Consider the following 15001-nt stretch of genomic DNA (forward strand, 5'->3'; position numbering starts at 1 on the left):
CCACCTTGCCCCAACGTCGCTAACAATTGCAAGCACCCGCTTGCAATAGTGCGCCCCGCGTGTCGCACACCGGCGTCCATCGGTCAGGAATCGAGAAGCCGGGACGGGCGGGCTGCGGCTAGCGTGTCGGCGGCGGCCCCGACGGACGGAGACACGATGACCACGCCCCCGATGACGGACGCGGCGGACGCGACGGCGTCCGCGCCGCACCTCGCCGACAGCCACGATCTGATCCGGGTGCACGGCGCGCGGGAGAACAACCTCAAGGACGTCAGCGTCGAGATCCCCAAGCGCCGGCTGACCGTGTTCACCGGTGTCTCCGGCTCGGGCAAGAGCTCGCTCGTGTTCGACACCGTCGCCGCCGAGTCGCAGCGGCTGATCAACGAGACCTACAGCGCCTTCGTGCAGGGCTTCATGCCGACGCTGGCGCGTCCCGACGTCGACGTCCTGGACGGGCTGACCACCGCGATCATCGTCGACCAGCAGCGGATGGGCGCCGACCCCCGCTCCACCGTCGGCACCGCCACCGACGCCAACGCGATGCTGCGCATCCTCTTCAGCCGGCTCGGCGAGCCGCACATCGGCTCGCCCAAGGCGTACTCCTTCAACGTGGCCTCGATCAGCGGGGCCGGCGCGGTCACCGTGCAGCGCGCCGGGCAGACCGTGAAGGAGCGGCGCGAGTTCAGCATCACGGGCGGCATGTGCCCGCGCTGCGAGGGCCGCGGCTCGGTCACCGACATCGACCTCACCCAGCTCTTCGACGACTCCAAGTCCCTCTCCGAGGGCGCGCTCACCGTCCCCGGGTACAAGGCCGGCGGCTGGAACCACCGCCTCTACACCGAGTCCGGCCTGTACGACCCGGACACACCGATCCGCGCGTTCACCAAGAGGCAGCTTCAGGACTTCCTGTACCGCGAGCCGACCAGGATGAAGATCGCGGGCATCAACATGACGTACGAGGGCCTCGTCCCGCGGATCCAGAAGTCGATGCTCGCCAAGGACCGGGAGGCGATGCAGCCGCACATCAGGGAGTTCGTGGACCGGGCGGTCACCTTCACCACCTGTCCCGACTGCGCGGGCACCCGGCTGAGCGAGGCGGCCCGGTCCTCGAAGATCGAGGGCGTCAGCATCGCCGACGCCTGCGCGATGCAGATCAGCGACCTCGCCGAGTGGGTGCGGGGGCTGGCCGAGCCGTCGGTGGGGCCGCTGCTCACCGCGCTCGGCGACACCCTCGACTCGTTCGTGGAGATCGGCCTCGGCTACCTCTCGCTCGACCGGCCGGCGGGCACGCTGTCGGGCGGCGAGGCGCAGCGCGTGAAGATGATCCGCCACCTCGGCTCCTCCCTCACCGACGTCACCTACGTCTTCGACGAGCCCACCATCGGCCTGCACCCGCACGACATCCGGCGGATGAACGACCTGCTGCTGCGCCTGCGCGACAAGGGCAACACCGTGCTGGTCGTGGAGCACAAGCCGGAGGCGATCGCGATCGCCGACCACGTGGTCGACCTCGGCCCCGGCGCCGGTACGGCGGGCGGGACGGTCTGCTTCGAGGGCACCGTCGAACAGCTGCGGGCGAGCGGCACCCTCACCGGCCGGCACCTGGACGACCGGGCCAGGCTCAAGGAGACGGTGCGCAAGCCGGCCGGCGCCCTGGAGATCCGCGGCGCCTCGACGCACAACCTGCAAGACGTCGACGTGGACATCCCGCTCGGCGTGCTGACCGTCGTCACCGGTGTCGCCGGCTCCGGCAAGAGCTCCCTCGTGCACGGCTCGATCCCGGCCGGCGAGAACGTGGTCTCCATCGACCAGACCCCGATCCGCGGCTCGCGCCGCAGCAACCCGGCGACGTACACCGGGCTGCTGGAGCCGATCCGCAAGGCGTTCGCCAAGGCCAACGGCGTGAAGCCGGCGTTGTTCAGCGCCAACTCGGAGGGCGCCTGCCCGAACTGCAACGGCGCGGGTGTCGTCTACACCGACCTCGCGATGATGGCCGGCGTCGCCACCACCTGCGAGGAGTGCGAGGGCAAGCGGTTCGAGGCCTCGGTGCTGGAGTACCACCTCGGCGGCCGGGACATCAGCGAGGTGCTGGCGATGTCGGTGACCGAGGCCGGGGAGTTCTTCGGCGCCGGTGAGGCCCGCACCCCCGCCGCGCACCGGATCCTCACGCACATGGCCGACGTGGGCCTCGGCTACCTCACCCTCGGCCAGCCGCTCACCACGCTGTCCGGCGGCGAGCGGCAGCGGCTGAAGCTGGCCACGCACATGTCCGACAAGGGCGGGGTCTACGTCCTGGACGAGCCGACGACCGGTCTCCACCTCGCCGACGTGGAGCAACTGCTCGGCCTGCTGGACCGGCTGGTCGACGCGGGCAAGTCGGTGATCGTCATCGAGCACCACCAGGCGGTCATGGCCCACGCCGACTGGATCATCGACCTGGGTCCCGGCGCCGGCCACGACGGCGGCCGTGTCGTCTTCGAGGGCACCCCCGCCGAACTGGTCGCCGCCCGTTCCACCCTGACGGGCGAACACCTCGCGGACTACGTCGGCACCTGATCCACCGCGACGGCCCGTCCCCGGCTCAGCGGCGCACGGCCGCCAGCCACTCCTCCAGCGCGGTGAAGTCCGCCTCCGTCAGGCCGTAGCGGTGGTCGATCCGGTGGAGGAGTGCCGGGCCGGGGTGGTGGACGGCGGCCCAGGCGCGGTCGGCCTCGGTGATCTCGTCGTCCACCCAGATGAAGGGGCGGCCCGCCGCCCAGGCGACCAGCGGCCGGGTCTTCCAGTGCAGCAGGCCGGGCGGCTCGTCCTCGTCCGGCCACCGCACGACCGGCAGCGCGGGCAGGCCCAGCCAGGGCGCGAGGCCGGAGTTGGCGTCGTCCATCCAGGTAGTGGCCCACACCAGTTCGCAGCCCAGCGCGAGGAGCCGGGGTCCGAGGGCCGGGTCGACGCGGGTGAGCAGCGGGTACTCGGGGCCGGCCATCCGCGGCCCCGGGTACGCCGGGTACGGGCGGTCCGCCGCCCCGAAGGGGATGAGCGGACCGTCGACGTCGAGGAAGAGCAGGGTCACGGTCCAAGGATGGACCCCCGGTGTCCCGACCCGCCCCGCCAGGGCTCAGAACGGCAGGGGCCGGGCGTGCACCACGTCCAGCCGGGAGACCGCCCGGGTCAGCACGACGTACAGCCGGTGGGCGCCGCGCTCCTCCGCCTCGGCGACGGCGGCCGGTTCCACCGCGACGACGTGGTCGTACTCCAGTCCCTTGACCAGGCTCGCCGGTACGAGGGTCACACGGGCGCCGAGGGTCCCGGGGCCCGCCGCCGCGATCCCGGCGGCGGCGAGCGCCTCCCGTACGCCGGCCAGGTCCGCGTCCGCCGCGACGACCCCGACCGAGCCCTCTCGGGCGAGCGCCTCCCGTACGGCGGTCACGGTCGTGCCGGGGACGTCGTCGGTCGGGCGGACGGTCAGCTCGCCGTCGGCCCGCAGGGACCGGGCGGCGGGGACGGCCACGTCGAGCCGGCCGAGCAGCCGGTTGGCCAGCTCGACGACCGCGGCGGGCACCCGGAACCCGGTGGTGAGCGGCACCACGGCGGCGTCCGGCCGGCCGAGGTGGCGCATCTGCGCGGACCAGTCGCGGGCGGCCCACGGGGTGGTGCCCTGGGCGAGGTCGCCGAGGACGGTGAGCGAGCCGAAGACGGCCCGGCGGGCGATCGCCCGGCACTCCATGGGCGAGAGGTCCTGCGCCTCGTCGACGACGAGGTGGCCGTAGCCCTCGGGGTGTTCGGCGAGTCCGGACAGCTCGTCGAGGAGGACGAGGTCGGCGGCCGACCAGCGGGCGGACTTCCAGGAGCGCGGCGGGCGCGGCCACAGCAGCGCCGCCCGCTCGTCCGGGTCCAGCAGCCCGTCGGCGGCGCGGGCCAGCACCGCGCCGTCGGTGAGGAGGGCGGTGAGGACCTCTTCGGGGCGGACGCGGGGCCAGACGGCGTCGAGGTGGGCGGTGAGCGGCCGGGACCGCTCGATCCGCCGGACCCAGGAGGCGGGCAGCACGCCGGAGCGACGCTCGGCCTGCTCCCGCAGCCGCCGGACCAGCCGGGTGCGGACCCGCTCCCGGCCGACGGAGTACGGCGGCTCCTCGGCCCGTACCTGCTCGACCACGGCGGCCAGTTCGGCGGCGGGCACCCGCCAGCGGTGCGAGCCGTCCGGAACGGCGAGGTCGGTGACCCCCTCCACGCTCACGTGCGCGTAGAGCGCCCGGCGCAGCACCTCGGCCATACGGGGATCGTGCTTGACGGTGGCCGTGGCGACGGGGTCGGTGCCGGTGAGGGGGTGGCGGGCGATCTCCTCCAGGAGGGTGGACTGGCGTACGCCCGTCTCGCCGAGGGCGGGCAGCACCTCCGCGATGTAGCCGAGGAAGGTGCGGTTCGGGCCGAGGATGAGCAGGCCGGAGCGCTGGAGCCGCTTGGGGTGGGTGTAGAGCAGGTAGGCGGCGCGATGCAGCCCGACGGCGGTCTTGCCGGTGCCGGGGGCGCCCTGCACGCACACGGAGTCGGCGAGGACGGCCCGTACGAGGTCGTCCTGTTCGGGCTGGATGGTGGCGGCGATGTCCCGCATGGGACCGACGCGGGGCCGCGCGATCTCGCGGGCGACGATGTCGCCGGCCCGCGACTCGCCCCGGTACAGGCGCTCGTCCTCCAGCCCGGTGAGGTCGGCGGAGTCGCCCCGGCTGCCGGGCGCCCAGCCGAACCGGCGCCGGATGGCGACGCCCTGCGGATCGCGGGCGCTCGCCTGGTAGAAGGCGCGGGACACGGGGGCCCGCCAGTCCACCACCAGGGGCGGGGCGGCCGGGTCCTCGGTGATCCGGAGCCGGCCGACGTGGTAGCTCTGCCCGCCGTGCCCGGGGGCGTCGTCGGCGAAGTCCAGGCGGCCGAAGAACAGCGGGCCGGGCGGCAGTGCGCGCATCTGCGCGGCGCGGCTGCGCAGGCGGTACCCGAGGACTTCGGCGTCGGCGCCGGAGGCGGAGACGTCCTCGCCCACGACGACCTGCTCGGCCGCGCCCTCGACCATCGCGGCGAGGGCGGCCCGGCAGGTGTCGTGGTAGGCGCGCTCGGCATGGAGGGTGTCGGCGAGGGCGGGGTGGAGTGACGTCATGGCGCCAGCGTACGGGAAAAATGTAACTGAGTTAAGTTTTTAACCTGGTCTCATAACGCTCACCCGGCGGGGGACCGCCCGGACAGCCCCGGCAGCCCTGCCGCCAGCCGCCCGAAGGCCCGTTCGGCGGCCCGCACCGCCTCCGGCGCCACCCGCTCGACGCTCTCCCCCGCCGCGATCCGCCGCCAGTTGTCCTGCGCGAGGATCCGCTGGACGGCGATGATCTGCCCGGCCGCCAGCCGGGCGTCCAGCCCGCCGCCCAGGGCCGCGGCGAGCGCCGCCTCCGACCGCTCCTGATGTCCGTGGGCCCGCGCCACCAGGGACGGGGTGCCGTACAGCAGCGTGTGGAAGGCGAGCACCTGGGGATGGTCGTTCAGCCCCGTGACCGGGTCGCGCCGCTCCAGCCCGGCGAGGAAGTTCCGGCGCAGCGCCTCCACCGGATCGGCCGACCCGGCGACCACCCGCGCCGCCTCCGTCTCGTGGTCCGCGATCCGGTGCAGGACCAGGTCCTCCTTGGCCGGGAAGTACCGGAAGAGGGTCGGCTTGGAGATCCCGGCCGCGGCGGCGACCTCCGCGACCGACACCGCGTCGAAGCCCCGCTCCAGGAACAGCCGTACGGCGGTGTCCGACACGTCCTGGTACATCCGCTGCTTCTTGCGCTCGCGCAGGCCCATCTCTTCCATGAGGGGGAGCCTACGCAGCGCCGCCCGGACCGGTCGGCCAGGCCAGGCCGGGGGTGAGCGGGGGGCCGCCGCGCGGGCGCGCCGACAGGCCCAGCGAGGCCGTGGCCGCGGCGAGGGTCATGGCGTACGAGTCCAGCGCCCGGCGGACGTTGGGGGCGTCCAGGCTCGTGCCGGTGACCAGACGGTCGAGGTCGACGTAGGCGGAGCGGACGATCTCGATCCAGCGGTAGACCCGCCAGTCCTCCTGCCAGCCCTCGGTGAACCGCACGGCGAGCCCGGCGTCCCAGCGGCGGAACATGCGGTCGCGGATCTCCGGCCGGGTCGGGGTGAGGTGCATGTGCCGGACCAGTTCGTACAGCGGGTCCCCGACCAGGGCCATCTCCCAGTCGATGAGGATGAGCGCGGGGCGGTCCTCGCGGCGCACCAGGTTCCAGGGGTTCAGATCGCCGTGCAGCAGGGCGCTGTCGCGCTCGGTGACACGGTGCCGGGCGAGGATCTCACGCAGCCGGGGGGCGTCGGGCAGCCCGAGGAGGCGGGCCACCTGCTGGGACTTCCGGGGGAGCCCGGCGACCAGCGCCACGAGCTGGTCGCTGAGCCAGTCGTAGAAGCGGGGCCGGCCGGCGAGCGGGTCGATCGGGGCGCAGTCGACCGCGGTCAGCGCGGCGAGCTGGTCGACCAGGCAGTCGGCCTCGTGCGGGCGCAGCCCGTGCACCGGGTGCTCCGGGCTCCGGCCGAGGTCGTCGGCGCCCTCGTAGGTGTGGACGGCGAAGCGGTCCCCGCCGTAGCGGTGCTCGGGGTCCGTGGCGTGGCTCGTGCCCAGCGCCAGCACCCGGGGCGCGGCCACGGGCACCCCGGAGCGGGCGATGGCGCCGAGCACGGCGTGCTCGCTGAGGAAGCTGCGTTCGCGCCGCAGCACGACGCCCGCCTCCCGGCGGACGACCACGGGGAAGCCGGTACCGGGCACCCTGAGCACCGTGTTGAGGTGCGCGGCGCCCTTGAAGACCCGGTCGGCGGGGGCCGCGCCCTCCAGGAACAGCGCGTCGGCGACCGCGGAGTGCGGGAAGCCGGGGTGCTCCGGGACGCGCCGGTCCGGCGTCCAGCCGATGCCCCGGACGCGCGGCCGCGCGCCACCGGCGGACGCGCCGCGGCGGAACAGCACCCGCTCGATCTCGCCCTCCCGCGGCACCCGGCCGAGCCTCAGCGGTTCGGCGGCGGCCTGCAGCGCGCCGTGCACGACGGCCGTGGCCTCCTCCAGCCGCCGCGGGCCGAAGGAGTCCTCCAGCGACCGCGCGGCCCGCACGACGTCGGCGTACAGCGACTGGGCCCGCTCGAAGGCGACGTAGTGGGGCAGGTCCCGGGAAAGGCCGGCCACCGCGGCGGGCCGCACCCGGTGCACGGCCCCCGCCCAGGCGTCGACGGCCTCCTGCCACTGGTGGTCCGGGTAGCGCATCCGCACCAGGTGCACGGCGAGGTCGTGCAACGGGTCGCCGAAGCCCGCCAGTTCCCAGTCCAGGCAGTGCAGCGGCGGGTCACCCGCGGACGGCAGCACCAGATTGCCGCGGTGCAGGTCGCCGTGGAGCAGGCCGTAGGGCCGCCGGGTCAGCGCCGGCACCCGGTCGGCGAACCGGAGCAGGGCGTCCTCGGGCACACCGAGGGCGACGAACAGCCCGCCGTACCGGCGCCAGTTGGGCCGCCGGATCTGGCGGTCGGCGAGCTGGGCCAGGGTGCGCAGGAACCCCTGGGAGTCGGTGTGGTTGCGGGGCCGGTCGGCCGGCAGCGGCGGCAGGGCCGGACCGCGCACCTGGACGATCGCGGCGAACAGCTCCGCGAGGTCCGTCAGCAGCGGCCCCGACACCGGTTTGCCCGGGCCGCAGACGTCCGCGAGGACGTCTCCGGCCACATAGCTGTGGACGGCGTACCCCTCCCCCGCGGCCAGGCACCGCGGGACGGGCAGCACACCGCGCAGGGCGTGCAGGATCTCCGGCTCGCTCGGCCAGGTGCGCACGACCACGGGCACCACGTCCGGCCGCGGCACCCGGACGGTCACCGGTGTGCCGGGGGCCAGGCCCAGCAGTCCGGCGAGGGGGTCGGTGAGCGGCAGGACGTGGTTGCGGTGGTGGAAGCCGTCCTTCGCCGGCCCGGCCGCGACCGCACGGGCCACGAAGGCCCGGACGACGGCGTCCCGGCGAACTCTGCCGGCGTGCCCCCCGGCCGCAGCACGGGGGACAGGCGGTGCGCCCACGGGCCGCTCCGGGTAGATCGCGCCGAAAAGGAAGGGGCGGAACAGCGTCGGCGGACACGGCCGGGAGAACGCTGTTCCCAGGTGGTGGCCGTCACGGCTCCCGGCCCAGTCGAGCAGCCCGACGGGTGGTCCGCCACTCACCGTGCCGGGCCGACGGCCGAGGACCGGCTCGTTGCCCTTCCCCACGCACACGTCCGGGCGGTGGCCCGGATTGGCGCATGCTAGCGCACGGCGTGCCCGCTCCGGAGCAGATGCAGCAACGGTTCGAGCGACCGTACGACATGCTCGGCGCCCGCCGTCCGCAGGCGTTTCTCCTTGTCCTCGCCGCCCGCGTAGCCGAGGAACGGCACACCGGCCTCGCGGGCCGCGTCCAGGTCGGAGACGGAGTCGCCGATCATCAGCGCGTCCGCCGGGGCGGCGCCCGTCGCGCTCAGGGCGCGGTTGAGGCAGTGCGGATGCGGCTTGAGATGCTGGAGCGCCTGCGTGCGGCCGTACAGGTGAGGCGTGAAGCAGCCGGTGAGGCCGCGGCTCTCGAGGTAGGTGCGGGCCGCCCGGGGCGAGTTGTCGGTGGTGACGGCGAGCCGGGCGCCGACGGCGGTCCAGGTGCGGATCAGCGGGTCGGCGTACGCGGTCGGCAGCGCGGAGCCTGCGGCCCGCTCCTCCTCCTGGGTGAGCCGCTCCTCCAGGGCGGCGACGAGATCGCTGCCCGGGTGCCGGCGGCCTACGGCGCGCAGCACCACCTGCGGGTCCAGCGTCTCCCGCTCGGTGTCCGTGAGCAGGCCGTGCAGGCCCTGCCGCGCCAGCCATTCCACCAGGTCCGCGGCCACCCGTTCGGCCTTGTGCCCGGCGAAGAGGCGGCAGATGGGCCCGTCGAAGTCCCACAGCACGACCCGGGCGGATGTGATCAGTTCCCGTAGCTTCCCGATCTCATTCGCACCAGACGTGGCATCAGAAGTCGCATCAGAAGTCACTAGGAGAGTGTCAGGTCCGTGGTGATGGTTTCCCAGAGGGCGTCGAACCACTTCTGCGATTGCTCCACGAACGCCGCGTCCCGCTGCCCCGACCGCTGCTCGAAGGAGAACAGGAGGGATTCGGAGCCGAGGGTGTCGTACATCTCCAGCATCCCGCTCTCGGTGGGCTCCGCGCGGCGCGTGACCATGTAGTACGCGTAGAGCGCCTCCACCCCGTTGAGCAGGTACAGCTTCGCCGGCGGGGTGAACGGCAGCGCGCGGAAGGTGACGTGGACGTCGATGTCGTGGGTGCCGCGCAGGGCCTGGAGGTTGTACTGGAGCACCTGCCCCTGGGCGTTGCGCATCGCCAGCCAGCGCCGGTGGACGGCGTCGTCGTCGCGGCCGGCGTCGACCGAGACCGGGAAGGCGAGGTCGATGTGCCGGGACGGGAGCAGGACGCGGGCGTCGATCCGCTCGGGACGGATGCGGCCCTCGTGAATCAGGCGCAGCGGCTCCCCGAGGGCCGGGATCAGGCTCTGCGCGGTGAGGCAGACCGCGTCGATGCGCACGTGCGGCGCCTCGAAGGCCGCCGTCAGCCGGGGGGCGAGGGCCACCATGGTCGGCTGGGGCTCCTCGCGGGCCGGCGGCGGCTCGGCGACCCTCGGCGGGCTGCCCTTGCTGACGTTGCTGAGCAGCCCGGCCAGTTGCAGTGTCCGCAGGGCCTGGCGCACGGCACCACGCTCCACCCCGAACTCCTCGGCGAGTTCGGCCTGCGTGGGCAGCCGCTCGCCCGACCGGAGGACACCGCTGCGGATGCGTTCGCGCAGGGTGTCGGCGATCTCCTGGGGCGTGAGCCTTCTGTTGCCGTTCACTGCCACGTTCTCCTGGGTCACGACCAAACGCTACAACTTTGATCCATCTAAGGGGAGTTGCCGGAAAGTTGTTTATACACACGGACCAAGTGGGGACAACTTAAGTGAAGTTGGTTGCCAACTTTTCCAAGTTGGCGGAGCTTTTGCTTCCCGTACGTCCCACCGGCAGCCCGAAGGGGGAATCACCGTGCCTGCCCTCGCCTTCCTCTCCGCCCTGTTCATCGTCGGCTTCGAACAGCTCGTCCAGTGGAAGTACGGTGCCGCCGGCATCGTCGGCATGCTGCTGCTCTCCGTCGGCATCAAGGCCAAGAGCCCCGCGGTCAGCTCCGCGGGCGCGGTACTGCTCGCGCTGCTGCTCGCCGGCCCCGCGCTATGACGCCAGCACCAGGTCCGAACTGATCGTCTCCCACAGCGCGTCGAACCATTTCTGCGACTGCTCCACGAACGCCGCGTCCCGCTGCCCGGCCCGCTGCTCGAAGGCGAACAGCATCGACCGGGTGCCGTCGGCGTCGTACAGCTCCACGTGCTCGTGCTCGATCTCCCGCTCACGGCGCCCCAGCGTGTAGTACGCGAAGAGCGCCTCGGCGCCGTTGAGCAGATACAGCTTGACCGGTGGGGTGAAGGGCAGGGCGCGGAAGCAGACCTCGACCTCGATGCCGTGCGTGGTGCGCAGGGCCAGCAGGTTCTGCCGCAGCACCATGCCCTGGGCGTTGCGCTGGGCCAGCCAGCGCCGGTGCAGCAGACCGCCGTCCGCGGCGTCCACCGGCGCCGGGAAGGCCAGCTCGATGTCCCGGCTCGGCAGCAGGACCCGGACGTCGATCTTGGCCGGTTTCGCATGGCCGGCGTGGATCTGCCGCAGCGGCTCACCGATGGCCAGGGTCAACGAGACGGAGGTCAGGCAGAGCGCGTCGATCCGCACGTGCGGCGCGGCGAAGGCCGCCGCCACGCGCGGGACGAGCCCCACCATCGTCGGCTGCGGGGGCGCCCCGGGACCCGCCGGGCACCGGCCCGCCCCCGGCACCGCGGCCACCGTGGCCGGTCTGCCCTGGGAAACGTTGGTGAGCAGCTGCTCCGCCTCCAGGACGCGCAGCGCCTGCCGCACGACCCCGCGTTCGACACCGAACTCGTCGGCCAGCCTCGCCTGGGTGGGCATGCGCTCGCCCGGCCGCAGCTCGCCGGACCTGATCCGGCCGCGCAGCTCGTCGGCGATCTCGCGGTGTGACGGGTGGGGCCGCTGTGACCTCGTCCGTCCACTGGCGGAGACGTGCTCCGGGTCCACGAACAAACACTACAACTTCTTGCCATCTTGGGGCAGTTCGTCGACTGCTGGTTATGAGACGGTTCTCAGCGGAGATAAGTACAGTGAAGTTGGCAGCCAACTCGCCCAACATGGTCGAGCTTCCCAGTGGTTGGCCGAACGGGCTCCCTTCCGGAGGGGAGCCGGGAGCCCGGGCAGGGGGCGGCCACCGGAGCGCAAGCCACAGCGCACGACCCGCACAGCCACAACTGAAGATCTCGCACAGTCACAACTGAACGCGCAGCCACAACCGAACATCGTCAGGGCACAGCCACAACCGAACAGCTCGCTACGGATGAAGAGTCGGTGTGTCGCCGGGAGAAGGGAGCCTCAGAAGAGGTCCGGGCACCAGGGACGCCCGGGCGAGCGGAACAGGGCGTCGGCCTTCCGGGCGGCGCCCTCTCGTTCTTCCTGGACCAGGCCGAGGGCGGCGAGCCGCAGCGCCGACTCGTCACCGAGCCACAGGCGCGCCAACTCGCCGATCTCCAGCGTCAGATCGGCTCCCTCCGCGGCCGCCGGGGTGCACGACGCCCCCTCGGCAGAGGCCGTCAGCCGGAACCGGCCCCCGCCGAAGCCGCCCTCGTCGACGACCTCCAGCACCAGCGCGCCCTCACGGTCGTACGTCCGCGCCTCCAGGGCCCGTACGACGTCCAGGATCCGCACCCACAGCCAGTCCGCGTGCTCGGTGACCCGGGCGGCCCGCGGATCGGGCAGGTGGAGGGGCAGCAGGTCGTCGGGCCCGCGCCAGCCGGACCTGACCTTCGTGATCCAGTCGATCGAGCACAGATACCGCCACAGGGCGCGCTCTGCCGCCGGGGTGGTGGTGAGCAGCCAGTTGACGTCGGCGGTGTTCTGCGGCTGCTTGCCGTGCCACTTGTCGTCGGACTCGTAGCTCACCAGGCCCTCGACCTCGCCGCCGGCCGACCGGTAGACGGCGAAGAACGGCTCGGTCCAGTCGCCGCCGAGGCGCAGGGCACCGGTGTTCGTCTGCCACCACAGCTCGTGCCGGCTGACCGCGCCCGGCTGGGCACGCCGGAACCGCTCGTGCAGTTCGGGACCGAGTTTGCGCACGTCCTCGGCGTCCACCAGGTCGATCCGGCCGCCGTCCGCGGGGCCGGACCAGCGCGGGTCGAGGCCGGCCCGGGGCACGTCGACGGTCCACTCGGTCGTCGAGGTCGCCGGCCCGAAGCCGTACCGGCCGTAGATCGGGTACTCGGCGGAGATCAGGGTGGCCACGACGTCGCCGCGGTCCCGCGCTGCCGCGAGGTCCGCGCGCATCATCCGGGACAGCAGGCCACGGCGTCGGTGCGTCGGGCTGACGGTGACGTTGGAGATCGCGTCCGCGGGCACCGGTGCGCCGCCGACCGCGGTCAGTTCCTGGTCGAAGGAGCGGAAGGTGGCCACGCACCGGTCCCCGTCGAAGGCGCCCAGCCTGCGGCCGGGCAGCAGGCGCCGGGCCGCCACCTGCTCCGGGGTCAGGACCGGCGGCCGCAGGAACCCCGTGTTCAGGGCGCGCTGCCAGTCCTCGAATGCGGCGTCGGAGACGGTGCGGACGTCGGTCATGGGGCCACGGTAGGCGGACGCTCCCGGGCTGTCGCCCGCATTTTCCGTGCCCCGCGCCCCGCTCAGGTCAGCAGGTCGTCCACCTGCGCCTCGCCCATCCGGTACCGGCGCGCGATCTCCCCGCTGCAGTCGTCGGTCGTGTGCTGGAGCCGCTGGCGGCGCCGGGACACCTCCTGCTCGTAACGGACCAGGCGGCCCATGGCGCTGGTCAGCTCCAGGTCCGTGCGCGCGCCGAGGTCGGACAGCTCCACCTCGCCGAGCATCTCGGCCGCCAGCTGCCGGTACTCCTCGTTGTGCGGGGTGCCCAGCGTCACGTGGCGGGCGGAGGAACGGTGCCGGGCCGGGGCGTCCTTGAGGATCTCCGGGAGCCGGTCGACCACGGAGCCGTCCGCGGGCGCCGGCACGGACGCCCGGCCGCGCCGGCACAGCTCCGCGCGCAGGATGTCGATCCGGCCCTGCAGCAGCCGCCGCACATAGCTGAGGTCCGCCTCGTCGCGCTGGGCGTCCCGGCGCAGGGCGCGCAGTTCGGGCAGGGTCAGCAGGGCCAGATCGGGCTCGGGCGGCTCGGCGGGCAGGGCCGGGCCCGCGGTGCCGTCGCCACGCGGTGCGGGCGGCCGGTACGCCCCCTGCGTTCCCAGCCGCCCACTGGTGCTCGGTGTGCTCATGTGCATCTGACCGTCCCCTCGACCGGCGTGTGGAAGCATGGTGCCACCCCAAGTGGCCACAATGTGACCGAGTGCCCCCGAAACAGCCCCAGATGGGCGGTAAGAGATCCATAATGGGCCCCCGCGGCGCTCGGCGGGAGACCCGGCATGATGGTGCGCATGCGTGCGGTGGTGCAGAGGGTGGACGGCGCGAGCGTCGTCGTGGACGGCGAGACGGTGGGCGCGATCGAGGGCGAGGGGCTGTGCGTCCTCGTCGGGGTGACCCATGAGGACACCGAGGAGAAGGCCGCCCAGCTGGCCCGCAAGCTGTGGTCGATCCGGATGCTCCAGGACGAGAAGTCGTGCAGCGACATCGCCGCACCGCTGCTCGTGATCAGCCAGTTCACGCTCTACGGCTACGCCCGCAAGGGCCGCCGGCCCACCTGGAACGCGGCGGCACCGGGCAAGGTCGCCGAGCCGCTGGTGGACGAGGTGGTGGCCCAGCTGCGGGGGCTGGGCGCGACGGTGGCGACGGGCCGTTTCGGCGCGCAGATGCGGGTGTCGCTGACGAACGACGGCCCGTTCACGGTGCTGCTGGAGATCTAGGCCGCGGGCGGGGCCCGCGGCCCGGGCCGGCTACGGCTCGACCACGGTCTCCTGCGCGGCCGCCGTGTCGCCGGCCAGGAGCCGCGCGTCGACGGGCACGTTCCGCTTCACCAGGGCAAGGGCCACCGGGCCCAGCTCGTAGTGGCGCACCGAGGTCGTCACGAAACCGATCTTGCGGCCGTCGGGGCCCTCGTCCGCGAGGCGGAGCTCGGTGCCGGCCGCCGGCAGGTGGACCTCGCTGCCGTCCAGGTGCAGGAAGACCAGCCGGCGGGGCGGCTTGCCCAGGTTCTGCACGCGGGCGACCGTCTCCTGGCCCCGGTAGCAGCCCTTCTGCAGGTGCACCGCCGTGCCGATCCAGCCCAGCTCGTGCGGGATCGTGCGGTGGTCGGTCTCGAAGCCGAGGCGCGGCCGGTGGTGCTCGACGCGCAGGGCCTCGTAGGCGAGGAGCCCGGCGGCCGGTCCGTACGCGGCGGCGAACTCCTCCAGCCCGGCACGCGGCAGGAAGAGATCGCGTCCGTAGGCCGTCTCGCGTACGACGACGTCCTCGGGGACCTCCGCGATGGAGCCGGCCGGCAGGTGGACGACCGCGAAGTCCTCGGTGCGGTCGGCGACCTCGACCCGGTAGAAGAACTTCATCGACTCCAGGTACGCGATCAGCGCCTCCTGGGTGCCGGGCTCCACGTGCGCCCAGACCGTCGTGCCGTCGTCCACCAGGTACAGCGCGTGCTCGATGTGGCCGTGGGCGGAGAGGATCAGCGCCTCGGTCGCCTCGCCCGCCGGCAGCTCGCTGACGTGCTGGGTGAGCAGCAGGTGCAGCCAGCTCAGCCGGTCCCCGCCGGTGACGGCGACGACACCACGGTGCGAGAGGTCGACGAAACCGGTGCCGTCGGCCAGGGCGCGCTGCTCGCGGAACAGGTCGCCGTAGTGGGCGGCGACGCCTTCGTCGGCTCCTTCGGCGGGGACGGCGCCGGGCAGGGACAGCAGAGGGCTCTTCATACGGC

13 protein-coding genes are annotated in these 15001 nt (G+C 73.3%); 3 read left to right on the plus strand and 10 right to left on the minus strand.

Going from position 1 to position 15001, the window contains the following annotated elements; translation table 11 throughout:
• The first annotated feature begins 156 nt into the window (after positions 1–156).
• Entirely contained in the window at positions 157–2556 is a 2400-nt protein-coding gene (locus BLW57_RS18620; RefSeq protein ID WP_256339521.1) for an excinuclease ABC subunit UvrA, read from the plus strand.
• 25 nt (positions 2557–2581) lie between these two features.
• Here the strand turns inward: BLW57_RS18620 and BLW57_RS18625 are convergent, their stop codons facing one another.
• The 6 genes from BLW57_RS18625 to BLW57_RS18650 all read right to left on the minus strand — a co-directional run bounded on the left by BLW57_RS18625 (position 2582) and on the right by BLW57_RS18650 (position 9917).
• The gene (locus tag BLW57_RS18625) at positions 2582–3067 is read right to left on the minus strand and encodes an HAD domain-containing protein (RefSeq protein WP_176985639.1); all 486 of its coding nucleotides are present in this window, start codon (positions 3065–3067) and stop codon (positions 2582–2584) included.
• Positions 3068–3112: 45 nt separating this feature from the next.
• On the minus strand, positions 3113–5143 hold the full coding sequence (locus BLW57_RS18630) for a HelD family protein (protein ID WP_093475930.1): 2031 nt from the start codon (positions 5141–5143) through the stop codon (positions 3113–3115).
• 59 nt (positions 5144–5202) lie between these two features.
• The gene (locus tag BLW57_RS18635) at positions 5203–5826 is read right to left on the minus strand and encodes a TetR/AcrR family transcriptional regulator (RefSeq protein ID WP_176985640.1); all 624 of its coding nucleotides are present in this window, start codon (positions 5824–5826) and stop codon (positions 5203–5205) included.
• A 10-nt stretch (positions 5827–5836) separates the two neighbouring features.
• The gene (locus BLW57_RS18640; protein ID WP_093480767.1) at positions 5837–8068 is read right to left on the minus strand and encodes a phosphotransferase family protein; all 2232 of its coding nucleotides are present in this window, start codon (positions 8066–8068) and stop codon (positions 5837–5839) included.
• Between the two features lie 221 nt (positions 8069–8289).
• Positions 8290–8955: an HAD family hydrolase gene (locus BLW57_RS18645; RefSeq protein ID WP_256339522.1), complete on the minus strand. Its 666-nt coding sequence runs from the start codon at positions 8953–8955 to the stop codon at positions 8290–8292.
• 83 nt (positions 8956–9038) lie between these two features.
• Complete coding sequence (locus tag BLW57_RS18650) at positions 9039–9917, minus strand: FadR/GntR family transcriptional regulator (RefSeq protein ID WP_176985641.1); 879 nt, start codon at positions 9915–9917, stop codon at positions 9039–9041.
• A 160-nt stretch (positions 9918–10077) separates the two neighbouring features.
• Between BLW57_RS18650 and BLW57_RS18655 the strand changes: the two genes are divergently transcribed.
• Positions 10078–10266, plus strand: a complete 189-nt coding sequence (locus BLW57_RS18655; RefSeq protein WP_093475936.1) for a hypothetical protein — start codon at positions 10078–10080, stop codon at positions 10264–10266.
• On the opposite strand, the gene BLW57_RS18660 is transcribed toward BLW57_RS18655, so the two are convergent.
• The 3 genes from BLW57_RS18660 to BLW57_RS18670 all read right to left on the minus strand — a co-directional run bounded on the left by BLW57_RS18660 (position 10261) and on the right by BLW57_RS18670 (position 13415).
• Positions 10261–11175, minus strand: coding sequence for a winged helix-turn-helix domain-containing protein (locus BLW57_RS18660; protein ID WP_093475937.1), 915 nt, complete (start codon positions 11173–11175; stop codon positions 10261–10263). The genes BLW57_RS18655 and BLW57_RS18660 overlap by 6 nt on opposite strands.
• 342 nt (positions 11176–11517) lie before the next feature.
• Complete coding sequence (locus tag BLW57_RS18665) at positions 11518–12750, minus strand: GNAT family N-acetyltransferase (protein WP_093475938.1); 1233 nt, start codon at positions 12748–12750, stop codon at positions 11518–11520.
• Between the two features lie 62 nt (positions 12751–12812).
• Positions 12813–13415: an RsiG family protein gene (locus tag BLW57_RS18670; RefSeq protein ID WP_093480768.1), complete on the minus strand. Its 603-nt coding sequence runs from the start codon at positions 13413–13415 to the stop codon at positions 12813–12815.
• Positions 13416–13574: 159 nt separating this feature from the next.
• On the opposite strand from BLW57_RS18670, the gene dtd reads away from it, so the two are divergent.
• Positions 13575–14000 (plus strand): D-aminoacyl-tRNA deacylase, encoded by a 426-nt coding sequence (dtd, locus tag BLW57_RS18675; protein WP_093480769.1) that lies wholly within the window; start codon positions 13575–13577, stop codon positions 13998–14000.
• A 30-nt stretch (positions 14001–14030) separates the two neighbouring features.
• Here the strand turns inward: dtd and BLW57_RS18680 are convergent, their stop codons facing one another.
• Positions 14031–14996: a CAF17-like 4Fe-4S cluster assembly/insertion protein YgfZ gene (locus BLW57_RS18680; RefSeq protein ID WP_093475940.1), complete on the minus strand. Its 966-nt coding sequence runs from the start codon at positions 14994–14996 to the stop codon at positions 14031–14033.
• Positions 14997–15001 lie beyond the last annotated feature (5 nt).

The sequence above is a fragment of the Streptomyces sp. 1222.5 genome, from assembly GCF_900105245.1.
GTDB lineage: Bacteria > Actinomycetota > Actinomycetes > Streptomycetales > Streptomycetaceae > Streptomyces > Streptomyces albidocamelliae.

Coding starts and splice junctions, on each gene's coding strand:
- BLW57_RS18635 (WP_176985640.1), bottom strand. CDS start 5,826: ATGGAAGAGATGGGCCTGCGCGAGCGCAAGAAGCAGCGGATGTACCAG.
- BLW57_RS18670 (WP_093480768.1), bottom strand. CDS start 13,415: ATGAGCACACCGAGCACCAGTGGGCGGCTGGGAACGCAGGGGGCGTAC.
- BLW57_RS18680 (WP_093475940.1), bottom strand. CDS start 14,996: ATGAAGAGCCCTCTGCTGTCCCTGCCCGGCGCCGTCCCCGCCGAAGGA.
- dtd (WP_093480769.1), top strand. CDS start 13,575: ATGCGTGCGGTGGTGCAGAGGGTGGACGGCGCGAGCGTCGTCGTGGAC.
- BLW57_RS18665 (WP_093475938.1), bottom strand. CDS start 12,750: ATGACCGACGTCCGCACCGTCTCCGACGCCGCATTCGAGGACTGGCAG.
- BLW57_RS18630 (WP_093475930.1), bottom strand. CDS start 5,143: ATGACGTCACTCCACCCCGCCCTCGCCGACACCCTCCATGCCGAGCGC.
- BLW57_RS18620 (WP_256339521.1), top strand. CDS start 157: ATGACCACGCCCCCGATGACGGACGCGGCGGACGCGACGGCGTCCGCG.